This is a genomic window from Pararhizobium capsulatum DSM 1112, assembly GCF_030814475.1.
Taxonomy (GTDB): Bacteria; Pseudomonadota; Alphaproteobacteria; order Rhizobiales; family Rhizobiaceae; genus Pararhizobium; species Pararhizobium capsulatum.
In genome coordinates this window covers 481,298-498,799 of sequence record NZ_JAUSVF010000001.1, presented here as the reverse complement: position 1 = coordinate 498,799, position 17,502 = coordinate 481,298, and the positions used below count along the sequence as shown (strand labels likewise).

14 protein-coding genes are annotated in these 17,502 nt (G+C 61.3%); 9 read left to right on the top strand and 5 right to left on the bottom strand.

The genetic code is table 11. From position 1 onward, the window contains the following. Positions 1-75 precede the first annotated feature (75 nt). Positions 76-978 carry an N-acetylmuramic acid 6-phosphate etherase gene (locus QO002_RS02250; RefSeq protein ID WP_307226266.1) on the bottom strand — a complete coding sequence of 301 codons (903 nt, stop codon included), beginning with the start codon at positions 976-978 and terminating at the stop codon, positions 76-78. Positions 979-1,174: 196 nt separating this feature from the next. Here QO002_RS02250 and QO002_RS02245 point away from each other — a divergent pair, with 196 nt between their 5' ends. Genes QO002_RS02245 through nagA form a run of 4 tightly spaced genes read left to right on the top strand, consistent with a single transcriptional unit; the run spans position 1,175 to position 5,019 of the window. Continuing rightward, complete coding sequence (locus QO002_RS02245) at positions 1,175-2,059, top strand: glucosamine kinase nucleotide-binding domain-containing protein (protein ID WP_307226264.1); 885 nt, start codon at positions 1,175-1,177, stop codon at positions 2,057-2,059. Next, positions 2,056-2,820, top strand: coding sequence for a GntR family transcriptional regulator (locus QO002_RS02240; protein WP_307226262.1), 765 nt, complete (start codon positions 2,056-2,058; stop codon positions 2,818-2,820). The genes QO002_RS02245 and QO002_RS02240 overlap by 4 nt, the downstream gene beginning before the upstream one ends. 22 nt (positions 2,821-2,842) lie before the next feature. Further along, complete coding sequence (locus tag QO002_RS02235) at positions 2,843-3,865, top strand: SIS domain-containing protein (protein ID WP_307226260.1); 1,023 nt, start codon at positions 2,843-2,845, stop codon at positions 3,863-3,865. Continuing rightward, complete coding sequence (gene nagA, locus QO002_RS02230) at positions 3,862-5,019, top strand: N-acetylglucosamine-6-phosphate deacetylase (protein ID WP_307226257.1); 1,158 nt, start codon at positions 3,862-3,864, stop codon at positions 5,017-5,019. The genes QO002_RS02235 and nagA overlap by 4 nt, the downstream gene beginning before the upstream one ends. Before the next feature lie 29 nt (positions 5,020-5,048). Here the strand turns inward: nagA and QO002_RS02225 are convergent, their stop codons facing one another. Genes QO002_RS02225 through QO002_RS02215 form a run of 3 tightly spaced genes read right to left on the bottom strand, consistent with a single transcriptional unit; the run spans position 5,049 to position 8,043 of the window. Next, the gene (locus QO002_RS02225) at positions 5,049-5,771 is read right to left on the bottom strand and encodes a copper homeostasis protein CutC (RefSeq protein WP_307226255.1); all 723 of its coding nucleotides are present in this window, start codon (positions 5,769-5,771) and stop codon (positions 5,049-5,051) included. Beyond that, complete coding sequence (locus QO002_RS02220) at positions 5,768-6,685, bottom strand: ROK family protein (protein ID WP_307226252.1); 918 nt, start codon at positions 6,683-6,685, stop codon at positions 5,768-5,770. The genes QO002_RS02225 and QO002_RS02220 overlap by 4 nt, the downstream gene beginning before the upstream one ends. Continuing rightward, entirely contained in the window at positions 6,682-8,043 is a 1,362-nt protein-coding gene (locus QO002_RS02215) for an amidase (RefSeq protein ID WP_307233085.1), read from the bottom strand. Before QO002_RS02215 ends, QO002_RS02220 begins: the two co-directional genes overlap by 4 nt. A 203-nt stretch (positions 8,044-8,246) precedes the next feature. Between QO002_RS02215 and QO002_RS02210 the strand changes: the two genes are divergently transcribed. The 5 genes from QO002_RS02210 (at position 8,247) to QO002_RS02190 (ending at position 16,730) form a co-directional block, all read left to right on the top strand. Then, entirely contained in the window at positions 8,247-8,996 is a 750-nt protein-coding gene (locus tag QO002_RS02210) for a sulfate transporter family protein (protein WP_307226250.1), read from the top strand. A 50-nt stretch (positions 8,997-9,046) separates the two neighbouring features. Next, a complete protein-coding gene (locus QO002_RS02205) occupies positions 9,047-9,685 on the top strand; it encodes a helix-turn-helix transcriptional regulator (protein ID WP_307226248.1) in 639 nt (212 codons plus the stop codon). Further along, positions 9,682-10,827, top strand: a complete 1,146-nt coding sequence (locus QO002_RS02200; RefSeq protein WP_307226246.1) for an aminotransferase class I/II-fold pyridoxal phosphate-dependent enzyme — start codon at positions 9,682-9,684, stop codon at positions 10,825-10,827. Before QO002_RS02205 ends, QO002_RS02200 begins: the two co-directional genes overlap by 4 nt. Positions 10,828-11,043: 216 nt before the next feature. After that, positions 11,044-14,748, top strand: coding sequence for a FecR domain-containing protein (locus QO002_RS02195; protein ID WP_307226244.1), 3,705 nt, complete (start codon positions 11,044-11,046; stop codon positions 14,746-14,748). Then, positions 14,748-16,730: an adenylate/guanylate cyclase domain-containing protein gene (locus tag QO002_RS02190; RefSeq protein ID WP_307226241.1), complete on the top strand. Its 1,983-nt coding sequence runs from the start codon at positions 14,748-14,750 to the stop codon at positions 16,728-16,730. The genes QO002_RS02195 and QO002_RS02190 overlap by 1 nt, the downstream gene beginning before the upstream one ends. A 15-nt stretch (positions 16,731-16,745) precedes the next feature. Here the strand turns inward: QO002_RS02190 and QO002_RS02185 are convergent, their stop codons facing one another. Then, positions 16,746-17,447: a GntR family transcriptional regulator gene (locus tag QO002_RS02185; RefSeq protein ID WP_307226239.1), complete on the bottom strand. Its 702-nt coding sequence runs from the start codon at positions 17,445-17,447 to the stop codon at positions 16,746-16,748. Between the last annotated feature and the right edge of the window lie 55 nt (positions 17,448-17,502).

Here is a 17,502-nt window from a genome sequence, read left to right as displayed (position 1 = left end):
ACCTTGCGCGCTAGCGGGCGCGCAGGATCACGTCGTTTTCAAGCCAGAGCATCCGGCCGGCAGACCGGCGGAGCGCTAGCCCTGCGATGCGAAGACCTCAAGAGCCTTGCGCAGGTTTTGCCGTGCACCGTCAAGCGCTGCTTGCGCAGCCGCCACCGTGTCTGCCCCAGCAGCAAGCAGAATGGCGATCTTGACCGAACCCGATGCAGTATTGAGATGATGTCCGGCCTCGGTTGACCCGATACCGGCGATATCCGACACGATGCGCACCGCGCGGCCGCGCAGCTTGATGTTGTCGGCCTTGAGATTGACCATGTGGCCGTCATAGACGTGGCCGAGCTGAATGCCGACCAGCGTCGAAAACATGTTGAAGGCGATCTTCTGCGCCGTGCCCGCACCCATGCGCGTCGAGCCTGAAACAACTTCCGGCGGTGTCTGCAGAAGGATCGAGACCTCGGCGTCCGCAAACAGCGCCGCACCCGGATTGTTGGCCATCCCGATGACGCGGGCGCCGCGGCTGCGCGCTTCCTCCAGCGCCGCCAGCGCATAGGGCGTGGAACCGCTGGCTGAGACCGCAACGAGACAATCGCCCTTGCCGATCCCGGCATTGATCACATCGTTACGGGCAAGCTCGATATCGTCCTCATAACCGCCGGCAAGATCCGTCAGGCTTGCGGCACCACCAGCGAGCAGCACGACGATCTTGTCATGGGCGATGCCATAGGTGCCCGGAAGCTCAAGCGCATCCGCCATCGCCATCAGGCCGGAGCTACCCGCACCTGCATAGGCAAGACGACCACCGGCCGAGAGCACCTCGGCTGCAATTTCTGCCGCAGCGGCGATGCTTTCGATCGCGTCGTCGACAACCTTGGCCGCGGCCTGCTGACCCGACGCCAGAAGGCGCAAAACTATCGCCGGATGGGCTACATCCAGGCCGATTGCCTTGTCATGACACTCTTCGGTTTTCACAGACGGCATACTCTCAAACTCCTCTGTGGCAAATTAATGCCAAAAAAATACCAATTGTCTAGGAAAAATTAATAGGCAGTCGAAGAAAAAATAGTATCGGAAAAATTATACATAAAATTCAGCCAATTAACTTTGATTTTGTGAAAATCGAGAATTTTGCTTGGTTAATGGTATTTTTTTGGTATGCTTTTTTCCGGAGGTATCCATGCCACACTACATTATCGGAATCGACGGCGGCGGAACGAGTTGCCGTGCCGCTCTTGCCGGCGCGGATGGCCGTATCCTTGGTCGCGGAAAAAGCGGCGCAGCCAACATCCTGACGGACCCCGACACCGCGCTTGTCCACATTATCGGCGCGGCAAAAGCGGCGTTCGAAGATGCGGGCCTCGATCCCGAATGTTTCACCACCACGGATGCGCTGGTCGGCGTTGCCGGCAGCAATGTGGGCGAGGCCGTACACTATGTAAAAGAGCGGCTGCCCTTTGCCCGTGCCGACATCGAATCCGATGGCCTGATTGCGCTGCAGGGTGCGCTTGGCGACCTCGACGGCGCGGTCGCCATCCTCGGCACCGGCAGTATCTATATCTCCCGCATCGGCGGTGATGTCTCCTATATCGGCGGCTGGGGCTTCAAGGTCGGCGATCTCGGCAGTGGCGGCCGGCTCGGTCATGCCCTGCTGCAGGAAAGCCTGCTTGCCTATGACGGCATACACCCCACGTCGCCGCTGACCGACGAGGTTATGGCTGAATTCAACAACGATCCGCGTGATATCGTCGAATTTGCGCGCCTTGCGCATCCGGGCGAGTTCGGTCGCTATGCGCCGAAGGTCTTTGCCCATGCCGAACGCCACGATCCGGTTGCGGTCGCACTGCTGAAGGCCTCAACCCAGACGATCGATGAAGCACTCGACGTCGTTGTCTCCCGCGGAAGCCGCCGCATCTGCCTGCTGGGTGGCCTGGCGCCATTCTATCGTCCCTGGCTTGCGGATCGACACCAGCCCTTGTTTGCCGAATCTGAAGCCGATGCGTTGACCGGTTCTGTGGCGCTAGCGACAAAGCGTTTCGTCACCGATGCGGAGGTACTTTCATGACCCAGCATCTCCAGGCGATCCTTCCGCTGGAGGGACTGCAGGCCGGCGGTTCCGGCCCACTCTATCTGAAACTCCGGCAATCGCTGGAAGACGCGATCCTGTCGGGCAAGCTCAATCACGGCGATGCCCTGCCGCCGGAGCGCGATCTTGCAGACTACGCCAATATCAGCCGTGTCACCGTGCGCAAAGCCGTGGACGATCTCGTGCGCGATGGACTGCTCGTTCGCCGTCACGGCTCCGGTACGTTTGTCGTCAAGCCGGTCAGTCGCGTACAGCAATCGCTGTCGCGCCTCACCTCCTTTACCGAGGACATGGCGCGGCGCGGCCTTAACACGCGGGCACAGTGGATCGAGCGCGGGCTGTTCCAGCCCTCACCGGACGAGATCATGACACTCGGCCTGCCGGCTGATGGCCTCGTCGCCCGGCTCGGGCGGCTGCGCATCGCCGACGATCTTCCCCTTGCGATCGAGCGCGCCAGCATTTCCGCCGAATTCCTGCCGGACCCCACGCGCGTCACCTCCTCGCTTTACGCGGAACTCGACAAGACACGGTCGCGGCCGACGCGAGCGGTGCAGCGGATTTCGGCCTGCGCCCTCAAGGACCCGGACGCAGCCATGCTGGGCGTTGCCGTGGGTTCGGCCAGCCTTTCCATCGAACGCATTTCCTACCTTGCCTCCGGCCGGGTGGTGGAATTCACCCGTTCGCTCTATCGCGGCGACGCCTATGACTTCGTCGCCGAACTGACCCTTTCGGACTCCTGATACCCGAGAAAGAGAAACGATCATGCAGACCAATATGCGGCGCGAAATCGACGAAATCCCTGAAGCGACGGCACGACTGCTGGACCGCTCGAGCGACGCTATTCGCAAGGCGGGCGCTGCACTGCGCGAAAAGAACCCGGCTTTCCTGGTGACGATCGCCCGCGGTTCTTCCGACCATGCGGCGCTTTTCCTGAAATATGCGATCGAGCTTTCAACCGGCCTACCCGTGGCCTCGCTCGGCCCATCGCTCGCTTCCATCTATGGCGCCAAGATGCAGCTCGCCAGCGCTGCGTCCATCGCGATCTCGCAATCCGGCAAGAGCCCCGACATCGTCGCCATGGCAGAAGCGGCCACCAAGGCTGGCGCCGTGACGATTGCGCTCACCAACACGCTGCCGTCGCCCATTTCCGACGCGAGCACCCATCCACTCGATATCCAGGCAGGCCCGGAGCTCGCCGTCGCTGCCACCAAGTCCTATGTGAACTCTATCGTTGCCGGCCTTGCGATCCTCGCGGAATGGACAAACGACGGAGGCCTGCGCACAGCGGTCGCCGCTTTGCCCGGTCATTTCGAAAAGGCCGTGAAGCTGGATTGGCATCTGCTTGCCGACAATCTCGGCGAGGCGGAATCGCTTTATATGCTCGGCCGCGGCCCTGCGCTGGCCATTGCCAGCGAGGCGGCGTTGAAGTTCAAGGAAACCTCCGGCATGCACGCAGAAGCCTATTCGGCCGCCGAAGTGCTGCATGGTCCGGTGGCGTTGGTCGAGCGCCGCTTCCCTGTCATCGGCCTTGCCGCGCGTGATGCTGCGGAAGATTCGGTGGTCGGCATCGTTGATGGCCTCGGTGCGAAAGGGGCGCTCGCCTTTGCGACGTCCTCGAAGCTCAAGACCGCAAAGACGCTGCCTTTCGTTGAGACCGGCCACCCGATTACCGATGCGCTGACGCTGATCCTGCCATTTTATGGCTTCGTCGAATCCTGGTCGCGCTCGCGCGGTCTCAATCCCGATGCGCCGGTGGCGCTGAAAAAAGTGACGGAGACGAGATGAGCGCTCAGACCGCAATCACCGGCGCCCGCGTTTTCGATGGAGACACATGGCACAATGGCAAGGCTCTGCTGCTCGACGGCGGCAAGGTCGTCGATATCTCTGACGCCGCTCCACCCGCCGGAGCAGGGACGATCGCTGCCGACGGCAAGCTGATCGTACCCGGCTTTATCGACCTGCAGGTCAATGGCGGCGGCGGCGTGCTGCTCAACCATCAGCAGGATGTCGATGCGATCCGGCAGATTTGCGCAGCACACGCGAAATTCGGCACGACCGCGCTTCTGCCGACGCTGATCACCGATACGTTCGAAATCCGCGCGAAGACAATCGCAGCCGGCATCGAAGCGGTAAAAGCGGGTGTGCCGGGCTTTCTCGGCCTGCATATCGAAGGCCCGCATCTCTCCGTTGCCCGCAAGGGTGTGCATGATCCGTCGCTGATCCGCCCGATGGAAGATGCCGATCTTCAAGCCATGCTCGCCTGTGCTGGCGCTTTCGAAGGCCTGATGGTGACGGTTGCCCCGGAAAACACGACAATTGAACAGGTTGCAGCCCTCGCCAAGACCGGCATCATCGTCAGCCTCGGCCATACGGATGTTGGGTATGCGACGATCAAGGCCTATGCCGAAGCTGGCGCGCGCACGGTCACCCATCTTTTCAACGCAATGAGCCAGCTCGGCAATCGCGAACCCGGCGTGGTCGGGGCAACGCTCGATCTCGGCAGCCTCTATGCCGGCATCATCGCCGATGGCATCCATGTCGATCCCGCCAGCATGCGAACTGCTCTTCGCGCCAAACAAGGCCCTGGACGGATCTTCATCGTCACCGACGCCATGTCGACGATCGGTTCGGATCAGACCGGCTTTTTCTTGAATGGTCGCGAGATCTTCCGCAAGGACGGGCGACTGGCGCTTGCCGACGGCACGCTGGCCGGCGCCGATATCGATATGCTGTCGTCCATTCGTTTCGTGCACGAGACGCTCGGAATTGCATTGGACGAGGCGCTGCGCATGGGCTCAACCTATGCCGCCGAAGCCATGCGGGTGGATAACCACAAGGGCCGACTTGCTGCCGGCTACGACGCCGATTTCGTCGTTCTGACGGAGAAGCTCGATATGGCCGCCACCTATATCGGCGGGACGTGCGTCTATACGGCCTGAACGACTGACCAGCCGTCTCTGGCGGCTGGTTATCCCCGTAGGCTTTCCTTCAAGGCGCGAACCGTTGCCGCATCCGTGCGACGAGTGCTTTTACCGGCAAAGCCGAGCGAAACCAGGCGCTTGTCCTCTTCCCGCACCACAATCGAACAGGAAGAATGCAGTTCGGTCACGCCGAGCCTTTGCCGCAAGAGATCGGCATTGGCGAGCGACACACCGGAACCCGGCATGATCGAGATGCGTCCGGCTGCGTGTTCAACAATCTCGGCAAGCGTCTCGATCCCTTCCAGCGCCGTTTTCGCCCCGCCGGAGGTCAGAATACGCTCACAGCTGATGTCGACTGCCAGATCGACGGCATCGCGGAAATCCGGCACGAGATCGAAGGCGCGGTGCAGCGTCAGCCCCAGGCTATCGGCGTGGTGGGCAAGTTGCCGAAGGCATTCAGCGTCCAGCCGCCCATCAGGCAGGTTGGCCCCGAGCACCACACCCGCAAGGCCCGCTGTACGGGCGGCATCAATATCCCATCGCATGATATCGATCTCGCCGGCATCGAAAACGAAACTGCCTGCTCGCGGGCGGATCATCGCGTAGGAAGGGACAGGGGCTTGCGCCGCATAGGCCATCAGGCCCGGCGGCGGCGTCAGGCCGCCGGTCGCGAGTGCCGCGCAAAGCTCGATGCGATCGGCGCCGCCGGCAACGGCGGCATCGACACCGGTGGCATCATCGACGCAGACTTCGAGGCGACATCCGGTCATCGCGTATCCCCTTCCGCCTGAAGCCCGAGCAGCGCGGCACCAATGAGGCCCGGCTCGATCCGTAGCTCGCCCGGAACGACCAGCGGTCGTTCGAAGCGCCGCAAGGTACGCGTCCTCACTGTTCGGTCGATCGTCTCGATCAGTGCCGGAACGTTGGAAAGGCCGCCCCCGACCGGGACGATGGTAGCGCCGGTGATATTGATGGTCAGCGCCAATGGCGAGCTGACGAGATCGACAAGCACATCGATGGTGCGGCCGGCATCGGCATCTCCCTCCACCCATCGCGACGTGATCTCGGCGCTGGTCAGCGAAACATCGTGCAGCAGTTTGTGCAACCGCTCCATTCCGCGCGCCGCTCCGACAGAATCGACGCACCCGCGCTGGCCGCATCCGCAGTCGAAATGCGGGATCTCGACGGGGGGATTGCCGGCGCGCAACGCAACGGCCGGACCATGACCCCACTCGCCAGCAAAGCCGCCGTGGGCATTGATCAGATGCCCATCGACCACCAGCCCGCCGCCGATGCCCGTGCCGAAGATAGCCCCGAGCACGATGCGGTGACCGCGGCCGGCGCCAAGCCCGGCTTCCGCCAGGGCGAAACAATCGGCATCATTGGCGATCAACACCGGCAGACCGAGCCGTTCGGCAAGATCGGCAGAAAGCCTGCGATCATCGATGCAGGGGATATTGGCGCAGGTGATCCTCTGCGTGTCCGGATCGATGACGCCAGTGATCGAAACTGCCGCGCGCGTTGGCTTTTGCGGCAGAGCGTGGATGGCCTTCCCCATAACCGACACGAATTCATCGAAGCTTTGCAGCGGCGTCGCCTCGCGTGACAGCGTCACAACCTGCTCCGGCGTTTCGGCATAGGCGGCCTTGATTGCGGAGCCGCCGATATCGAAGCAGGCGATCATGCCTCACCCCGAATGACGGCTTCGGCGGCAAGCGCCGCTGACAGCAACTGCTCATCGGCGTTGCGCCGACCGGAAAGGAGGAAGCCGACGGGCATACCCGCATCACCGGTGCCGCAAGGAATGGAGACACCGCAGCCATCGAGCACATTGCCGATCGTGGTGTTGCGCAGGGTTTTCAGGTTGGTCTTAACGAAGAGATCCTGATCGGCATCAAGAGGTGCGATCGCCGGTGCCACATGCGGTACGGTCGGATGCACAACCAATTCGTCAGGCGCGAAGGAGGCTTCAAACTCGGCGATCAGCCGCTGGCGTTCAGCCAGGATCGCTATGTAGTCCGACGTCGCGATCTTTTCTCCGAGGCGAATACGGGCTGCGATGCGTTGGTCGATGCGGCCAGCGTCGGGGCCTTGCAGCCGTTCGCGATGCAGGGCGTAGGCCTCGGCCGCAATCAGCGGCCCGTGGCGGGCGGCGAGCGCATAGACCTCGGAGAAGACCGGAAATGCACGCCGGGTGATCGTGGCGCCGGCAGCGGAAAGCCGTTCCAGGGCTTGCTCGAATGCCGCCACGACACCCGCTTCGGCATCGTCGAAAACCACGGTTTCGGCCACGACGAGCTTGAGCCCGGAGAGATCGCCGCGCATGATCGGCGACGCGGTCAGGCCGCGCATGGCAGCGTCGATCCATACGGCGTCCTGCACCGTGCGGGTCAGTGGCCCGAGCGAATCGAGGCTTGTCGCCAGCGGGAAGACACCCTTCATCGAATAGCGACCGCGGGTCGATTTGTAGCCTACAATACCGTTGAAGGCGGCAGGGATGCGGACAGAGCCGCCGGTATCCGTGCCCATAGCAGCCGGCACAAGTCCCGCCGCAACCGCGACGGCCGATCCCGAAGAAGAGCCGCCGGGAATGCGCGGCACATCGGTCGACGCCGCATTTTTCGGCGTGCCGAAATGCGGATTGATGCCGAGGCCGGAGAAAGCGAATTCGCTGAGATTGGTGCGGCCGATGCTGACCATGCCAGCCACGGCAAGTGCCGAAACCATGGCCGCATCCGCCTCTGCCGGCGCATTGTCCGTCATCACGGCCGAGGCCGCCGTCGTCACACTTCCCTTGGTATCGAAGAGATCCTTCCAGGCGAAGGGGATGCCGTCGAGCGGCCCGAGCGAGCGGCCGGTGGCAATCCGGCCTGCCGCGGCTTGCGCTTCGGCGCGCGCCCGTTCCGGCAGAAGGGTCGTGAAAACTGAACGATCCGCATAGCCAGCTATTTTTTCCAGCACCGCTTCCGTCAGCGCGACAGCGTCCAATGCGCTCGTCTGCAGAAGCGTGCTGAGGCTCGCGATAGACCGGTTTACGGCAATCTCGCCCATGTCTCGTTCTCCGTATTTATTTTTCGCCGGCACCTTATCGTCACCTGGCCGGTTTTGCAGCGACTTCCTTGAGGACGCACATGATTTTTGCGTGTTGCGGGTCGGCAGGCGGCTCTCTTGTCGCCCGATCACCGCCTGCCTACATGCTGGAGGAGGTGCGGGAGCAATCCCCGCGAAAACGAGGGTTACATCGCATGATATTCGACGTGGCACGGCTTGCCTTTAGCAACCTCTTTGCACCTGAGACGCGCTCGGTTCTGTGGAAGGTGATCGGCCTGACGCTGCTGGTGCTTGTCGGGCTGTGGCTCGCTCTGCGTGAAACTTTCCTCTATTTCGCCCTGCCCTTCATCGATCAATGGATGCCGGGCACGCCGGATTGGGCCGGCTGGCTCACCTTCGTCATCGGCCTCTTCGCAAGCCTTGGTCTGGCACTCGGCCTAGCGCTCCTGATGGCGCCCGTCACCGCGCTGATTGCCGGCTTCTTTCTCGATGATGTCGCGGAGGTCGTCGAACGACGCGACTATCCGGCCGATCCAACCGGCAGGGCGCTGCCACTCGGCGAGGCGATGCTGTCGACCGTCAAATTTCTCGGCGTCGTCATCGTCGGCAACCTGTGCGCACTGTTTCTGCTCCTGCTACCGGGCATCAACCTCATCGCGTTTTTCGTCGTCAACGCCTACCTGCTCAGCCGCGAATATTTCGAATTCGCCGCAATGCGGCATCTGTCGCCGGCTGCGGCACGGGAATTCCGGGCCAAACATTCGCGCGCGGTTCTGGCCTCTGGCGTCATCATCGCCGCCTTCCTTGCCGTTCCGATCCTGAACCTTGCAACGCCGCTGTTTGCCGGCGCGATGATGGCGCATCTTTACAAGAAACTGGCTGCACGCGACCCGACGTTTTCTCAGGCTGAGGAAAAGGTTCAGGGCGCCTCGCGGTCAAATTAGACAAAATATCTAATCTTGACAATTTGTGTATAATGTGACACAGATAGGGCATGACGAGCCCGATCCATGCCTATATCCCGCTTGCAGACGCCATTGCGCGGCTGTTTTTTCCCCATGTCGAAGTGGTCCTTCACGACCTTGAGACGGGATCGATTGCCCATATCGCCAACAGCTATTCGAAACGACGGCCCGGCGACGCATCGCTGACGGATGACGGGATCGGCGCCGACGCGGATGCCGATATCATCGGCCCCTATGCCAAACGCAATTGGGACGGGCGACGGCTGAAGTCGATCACTTGCGTCCTGAAGGGCACGGACGGCAAGGCCATCGGGTTGTTCTGCATCAACCAGGATATCGAGACCTTTGCCGCGCTCGGCGATCAGCTCAAAGCCCTTGTCGCCTTGCCGGATGCAGCACCGGCCACTTCTCCCCTCATGGCGGGAGACTGGCGCGAGACGATCAACAATGCGATCGGAGAACATCTGTCTTCCCGCAGCACCACGCTTGCCGGCCTCACCAGCGGCGATATCGACGATCTGCTGATGCTCCTTGAGGCACGCGGCATCTTCGAAATCCGCAAGGCGGTTCCCCATGTTGCCGAAATCCTGCGCCTGTCGCGCGCAACTATCTACAATCGCCTTTCCGCTGCCCGCAGCCGGGCCCAAGCTTCAGGAGATACCGAATGACCGAGGGATCGATGCGTGATTTTGCACTTGAAGCCTATATGTCGAAATGGGAGTTCGTCGCCCGATACAATCTCACCGGCTCCGACGCCGAAAGCCTCCGTCTGCCCGATCTCATCGCAATGGCCGATGATGCCGAGCGCGATGAATTCGACAATCTCAGCCTGAGCTACACCCAGACTTATGGGGCACCGGCGTTGAGAGCCGAAATCAGCCGGACCTACGACACGGTCGCGCCGGATGATGTCATCTGCTTCGCCGGAGCAGAAGAAGGCATCTACATCGCCATGAAGGTGCTGCTGACGCCCGCAGACCACGCGATCGTCATCACGCCCAATTACCAGGCGGCCGAGACGATTCCGCTTTCCATCTGCGCCGTTAGCGGCGTGGCGCTTGATATGGAGAACGGCTGGTCGCTCGATATCGACAAAGTGAAGGCGGCGATCCGCCCCAACACCAAACTGATTTCGATCAACTTCCCGAACAACCCCACCGGCAAGATTCTGCCGCGCGAGATCTTCGATGCACTGGTGGCGCTTTGCCGCCAGCATGGTATCTGGCTTTTCAGCGACGAGGTCTACCGGCTGATCGAGCGCGCACCGGAGTTGCGCCTGCCGCAGGCTGTCGATACCTATGAGCGCGGCCTTTCGCTCAATGTCATGTCAAAGGCCTATGGCTTGCCGGGCCTGCGGATCGGCTGGATCGCGTGCAAGGACCGGGATCTGTTGCAGCGTTTCGAGCGCTACAAGCACTACCTCTCGATCTGCAACTCTGCGCCTTCGGAAGTCCTCGCCCGGATCGCGTTGCGCAATCGCGAGATCATCCTTGCCCGCACCCGCGGCATCGTCCGCAGCAATATCGTCCTTCTCAATGATTTCTTCGCCGACTTCCCTCACCTTTTTGACTGGAAAGAGCCAGATGGCGGCTGCGTCGCCTTCATTCGTTACAAGGGACCGGAGGGTGTCGAGGCATTTACGCAGAGGCTTGTCGAGGAAGCGGGTGTCTTCTTCCTGCCATCGAGCGTCTACCGCTCGGAACTCGGCCCCGTGCCGCAAAACTGCCTGCGCATCGGCTTCGGCCATCTTGATCTTCAGGAAGGCCTTGCGGCGCTTCGGGGCTTTCTCATGCGCAACGACCCGCAATAACCCTATCTCGTTATACGAGCAGCACAGAGGAAAGCAGGACGACGACGGGGTGATACTTGTCGCACGAGAATCCTGCCGCTGGAGCGACATTGTTCCCGACTTTACTGTTTCCCTCTTATGACACTCGATCTGTAAAGCAACCTGGGTAACATCGCGTTGACTTGACTTTTTCTACCGTGCTGGCCAGTGATCCACTGTGCAATACGGGGAACTTGCATGACGCATGCATTGACGGGGCGGCTTTTTGCGCTGGTTTTACTTTGCCTTGCCACGACGGCACTGGCGGACCCGCTGCCACGCAACCTGCCCGCCGCCGGTTCCGTTATCGCCCGCAAAACCGGTGAGGAAGTCCGGTTCGTCGATGTCTCTGGCTGGCGTTATGTCGATCTGCAGCAGGATCTGCTGACCGGGGACGTGCTGCGTACCAATGCCAATGGGCAGCTTGCCGTGCTTTTTGCGGATCGCACCCAGGTCCGGCTCGGCCGCAACACATCGCTTCTCGTGAAGTCCATGGGAACGGACGGCGACACGGATCTTCAGCTTCAATCCGGCACGATCTGGGCCCGCGCCGAGCGTGGCGGCCAAGGGCTGACCGTCGATACGCCGGCGGCAGCGGCGGCTATCCGCGGCACGGACTGGACGCTGACTGTCGGAGCAGATGGCAAGACATCGCTGATCGTGCTGGAAGGCAAGGTCGAGCTCAAAAACGAATTCGGCAGCGTTGAAGTCGCCCAAGGCGAGGGCGCAGTTGCCTCGATCGGCAAGGCCCCGGCGAAGATCATCATCGCCAAGCCGAAGGAGCGCGAGCAGATGCTGTTCAGCCTGCAGCTTCGCGATAGCTTCCGCTGGTTGCCGCCGACGGATCGTACGGCTCAGGAGCAGCGCCGGATACGGGGCCAGATTGAAGCGAAACCGCTGGAAAGCCGAACTGCGGAAGAATGGCTGAGCCTCGCGGAAAGCTATGTGACGCTCGATGGCCGCCAGAAGACCCGCGAAGCCCTGGAGGCTGCCGGGGCAAGAGGATTGGATCGCCACCAGCAGGCGCGGGCGACGCTCATCGAAGCGATGCTCTCCGGCACGGAAAATCGCTACGACGATGCGGCCAAACTTTTTGTCAAGGCTCGGGCGGAGCTCGATACGCGCCGCGCCAACATTGCCCGCTATGGCGGCTATATTGCGCGGGCGCTGGCCGATCCCAACCGTGTCGAAGCACCGCCGGAGACCGTCGACAGCGCCTCGGCCGCCATCGGGAAGGCCTGGATTACCGGCTTCCGCGATGATATCCGCGCAGCGCTCGATGTCATCAGGGCGGCCGAGCGCGATCACCCGGATGATGCAATGCTGCCCGCCGGACGGGCGCAACTTGCAATTCTTCTGGCAGACGAAGCGGAAGCGAAGGATGCGCTCGATCGCGCCCTGAGCCTTGATCCGGACAATCCAGCCGCACTCGATGCACGCGCCACCTACAAGATGGGTATCGCCTATGATCGGAAGGGGGCGGTGGACGACCTCCTGCGCGCCGTCGAGGTGGCACCGGGCGACAGCAACATCTGGAATACACTCGGCCTTGCCCATTCCGACCGCGAAGACAACAGGGAGGCTGAGGAGGCTTTCAAGCGTGCCATCGCACTCGATCCGCTCGATCCGCTGCCGCATGCCAACCTGGCCATCCTTTATCTGGACCAATTGCGCATGGCGGAGGCGAAACGCGAGATCGATCTGGCGCTGGAGGTGGACCCGACCTTCGACATGGCGCTCATTGCACGCGGCCGGTACCATCTGCAGATGGGCGAGGTCGAACAGGGCGTTCAGGATCTTCTTGCGGGATCCACGGCCAATCCGGGCGTTTCACAGGCGCAACTCATGCTTGCCGCCGCCCACTACGCCAACAAGGAGCGGGAGCCGGCAGCTCAAGCTCTCGACAATGCCGAGCGGCTCGACCCCTATGACCCCGTGGTCGCGGTATTGCGGACGGCGATTGCGATCGACGAATACGATGCCGATACGGCGATCCGCAATGCCCAGGAGATCATGCGGCTGACGCGAGCCCGCGGCGGCGATTATGCAGCACTCGGCGCCAACCAGCAGGCCGGGTCGACGCTCAATGACGCCTTCCGGCTACAGGGACTGGATGCCTGGGGGCAATATTACGGCGACGCGGTCTTCGATCCCTTTACCGCCACAAGCTATTTCGACCAGGCGGTGCGCGGCAGCGTCAGCCCTTTCCTCAATGCCTACGCGTATGGACTTACGCCGTGGGGGCCGCTGGGCAACCAGGATAGCTACTCGGCCTATATCCAGGGCCTGATGCTGGGTCCGCATATGCTCGCAAGCCGGGAGCGGACGACCAATCTGCTCGATGAGCCGTTCTTTGAGACGGAGTTGGGCGGCGGCTTCCTGACCGGCGGACGCGAGACGACCTATACCGGAGGCGCCGAAATCCGCGGCTTCACATACGCGCCGTTCCCGATCAGCATCCAGGGCGACATCAGCTGGAGTCGGCCGCGAGATGAATTCAATTTCGACAACGGCATAAGCGCTAACCGCGATGTCGATATCACCAGCGGCAATGGTTACCTGACGATGTCGCCGACACCGGATGACAGGATTGTAGCCTTTACGACCTATTCCACCGCAGACGACACGCAGGATGTTTTCAACGACCCCGCTTTCACCGGTCATAACTTTGGCGTTGATGTCACCGAACTTTCAAGCGGCTTGGCCTGGAGCCATACGTTTGGATACCAAAACGTCCTAAATGCAGGCCTGTTTTACACGGACAGCAAAGCTAGAATATCTGAAACAGTGATGAATGATGAGTCCATAGACATAGATCGCGACGGGACGCCGGACGATATAAATGGCGACGGGCTCCCGGATTTTGTTTCCGTGTCTTTAACAGACGAGAAAGAAGGCCGATCCAGAAGTTATATCGCCGCGATCAGTCATCTGATCGGAGATGACGATCTTGTCTGGCGTTACGGTGTTGAAGGTGGTGTCATTAAAAATAAGGCGGTAAAGACGCTCGATATCGACATTGATATTCCCGGCGTGCCCGATCCTTCCCCCGTTGCCTACGATGAAAGCGACGATCTCACCCGGATCGGCCGCGCCTATCTCGACCTGCGCTACGAAGCAACACCGGACCTGATCCTCGAAGCGGGAATTTTCGGCCGAGTTCTCGATACGGATGCAAATCGAACAAGCCATTTCGAACCACGCCTCGGCCTTGCCTGGAGCCCTTTCGAAAATCACTGGCTGCGTGTCGGCTACATGCGTGAAGGCGAAAACTTCTCCGCACCCACGCTCGCGCCTATCGGCATCGTCGGCCTCCAAAGCAATCAGATCGGTCTCGACGGCGAGGGCTATGTCGATACCTTCGCATTCCGCTGGGATGCGCAATGGTCCGACCGCTTCTTCACGGCCTTCGACTATCAGCGGCAGGACGCCCATAAGGTTTCGCTCACACAGCCTCTGGAAGTGGCAACGCTCGATTTCGACAGGGCGCACATTGATCGCGCTGCGATCACCGGAAACCTTGCCCTCGGCCACGGCTTTGGCCTTTCAGCCACCTATGCCCATCTCGATTCAAAGAACCTTGATCCTCTGTCGGCGAGTTACAACGATCCGCTGATCTTCGTGCCCGACCAGACCGGCCAGATCGCCATGACCTGGGTCAACACGGCCAATGTCAAGATGACCGTGGCTGCAAATTATGTCGGCGAACGGCTCGGCAACGATGCCGGAGACAAGCTGGACGACTACTGGACACTGGACGCATCCCTGGAATGGGAGCCCTTCGACAAGCAGATTTCCGTGGAGCTTTCGGCGTATAATTTGCTCGACGAGGACTTTGAGGTGACACCGGGCGTCAAGGGCTGGGGGCCGACGGTCAAAGGTACGCTCTCGGTGAGATTCTGATGACGCTCCTGTCGCGAAAAAAGAAAATCTATCGGACCGGCGGTCCGACTTTGCAGAAAGCGCGCTGGCGACAGGCTCGCCTTGTGCTTCTCGGCCTCTTCGTGACCGCGGCGCTGGCACTGTTTTCCTTCACCTCACCTTGGTCGCTGATTGAACTTCGCAGCTTTGATTACCTTTCCACTCTCTCGCCTCCCCCTGTACCGGACGACAGCCCGATCGTCGTGGCCATCGACGAACCCTCCATGGCCGAGATCGGCAGCCAATGGCCGTGGCCGCGGGCGTTGCATGCTGAACTGGCGGAGGCGCTTCGCGCGGCGGGCGCCAAGGCGATCGGCTTCGACATCATCTTCGCCGAGCCGGCCACAGACCCGCAAAACGACGCGGCATTGGCCGCGGCTCTTGGGCCGGACGTGGTGCTGGCCAGTGATGAAAGCTTCATCGTCACACCGCAAGCCGAACAATTCATGCGCACGGAGCCCCTCGCGGATTTTATCGCACAGGGCGCCAGAACGGGTATCGCATCCGTGCATCTCAGCCGCGACGGCACCTTGCGGCAGGTGCCGGATTATGAGGACGGTTTTGCCGCAGAACTCGCCCGTATTGCCGGGCGCCCGGTCTCGGATGCGGCCGGCAACCAGCTGATCCAGATGTTCGGTCCGGCCCGAACCTATCCGACAGTTTCCTATTATCAGGCGCTGAATCCGCAGGAATTCCTGCCGCCCGGCATCTTCAAAGACCGTGTCGTGATCATCGGGCTCAGCCTGCAGAATGCACCGACGCTGGAAAAGGGTGGGGCCGATACCTTCGCCACAGCCTTTACCGTCCACACCGGCCATCTTGTTTCAGGCGCGGAAATCCAGGCGACGGTCTTCGACAACATCACGCACGATCTCTTTATCACCCGGGCCGGGCATATCCTCGTCGTCACAGCCATCGCGCTTTCCGCTCTGGCGGCCGCAGGGCTTTGCTGGCGTTCGACCGGATGGGAAACCGCGGCGATCACCTTGCTCGTACTGCCTTTCATGGCGGCCGTAAGTTTCCTGGCGCTGACGGGCAACGGAACCTTCCTCTCGCCTGCAGCACCGGCCCTGGCCTTCCTGCTTGTCGTGACCGGGCAGGCAACACTTGACTATGCCGCCGAACGGCGCAGTCGCCGCGAGATCACGAGCGCCTTTTCGCGTTATCTTTCGCCGGCGCTCGTCGAGCGTCTGGCCAACGATCCGAGCCAGTTGAAACTTGGTGGCGAGCGGCGCACCCTGACGATCCTGTTCTGCGACGTGCGCGGCTTCACCACCATTTCCGAAGCTCTGAAGGATGACCCGGAGCAACTGACAACACTGATCAACCGGCTACTCACTCCCCTTTCCGAAATCGTTCTCGAAAGCGGGGGCACGATCGACAAATATATCGGCGACTGTCTCATGGCCTTCTGGAATGCGCCGCTTGACGATCCGGACCACGCCATTCACGCCGTCGGCGCTGCCCGCAGGATGCTCGCGTCGATTGACGTGCTCAATGCCGAACTGAAGCAGGAAGCCGACGCCGCCGGCAGCAAGCCGCATGTGCTGAAGATCGGTGTCGGGATCAATACCGGCGATTGCGTCGTCGGCAACATGGGCTCGACCCGGCGCTTCGACTATTCGGTCCTCGGTGACAGTGTCAATCTGGCATCCCGTCTGGAAGGCGAATCCAAGAACTATGGCGTGCCGTTGCTGATCGGCGAGGAGACCTCGCGCCTTGCGGGACGGGACTTCATCACCGTTGAACTCGACAGCATCAAGGTGAAGGGTCGCACAACGCTTTCGCCGGTCTTTACCGTGCTTGATCAGGCTTCACCCGCCGCGCGAACGGATCATGAGGCATTTGTGAAACGCAAATATCAGGGAGAGCTCGATCCCAGCGATCCTGCCTTTTCCCGGTTGCCCACCGAACTTCCCGAACTCGCACGCTATTATGAGGCTGTCGCTGGCCGTTTGGTTTGAGCCGCCGTCAAGGCGCTATTTCACGACAATGCTTGCAAAGACGCTGCTCGCCTCGCGAACGATCGAGACATGGGAATAGGCAGCCTGTCCCGCAGCAGAGCCGTCCGCGCGCAGGATGGCGGTTACGATCCGATCGTGCTCCTCAAACGATTGAGCCAGGCGACCGGCGATGCGGAACTGGGCGCGGCGGAAGGGCGCGAGCCGGGCACGGGTCTGGGTGACCAGCTCGGTGACATGATCACTGTGGGCGCCATGATAGAGCCGACTATGGAATTCGGTATTATGGGCCTCGTACTCTTCCTCTGCCCCACGATGCACGAGGCGGGCGGACGCCAGATGCTCCGCCTCCAGAAGCCTGCGCTCCTCAACCGTCATGCGCTCGGCGGAAAGACGCGCGCAGATGCCCTCGAGTTCGGCCATCGCCTCGAACATCGAGGCGAGATGTTTTTGTGTGACGTTGGTGACGACGGCGCTTTTGTTCGGCTGGCGATCCACGAGGCCCATGGCGCAGAGCTGGCTCAGCGCTTCGCGAACCGGAGTGCGCGACACCTCGAAACGATTGGCGAGCGAAATTTCGTCCAGCCGGTCACCGGGCTGCATCGCGCCCGTGACGATGAGATCGGCAATCGCGCGCACCATCTGTTCGACGGTGGTTCCGGAACGCACGATTTCTCTCTTTCGGACGGATTTCACGAGGTCATTCCACCAGATAATCATAGTGCATACAGATGCAATGAACGCTGATTGATGTCAAATAAGAAGCAAGTATCTG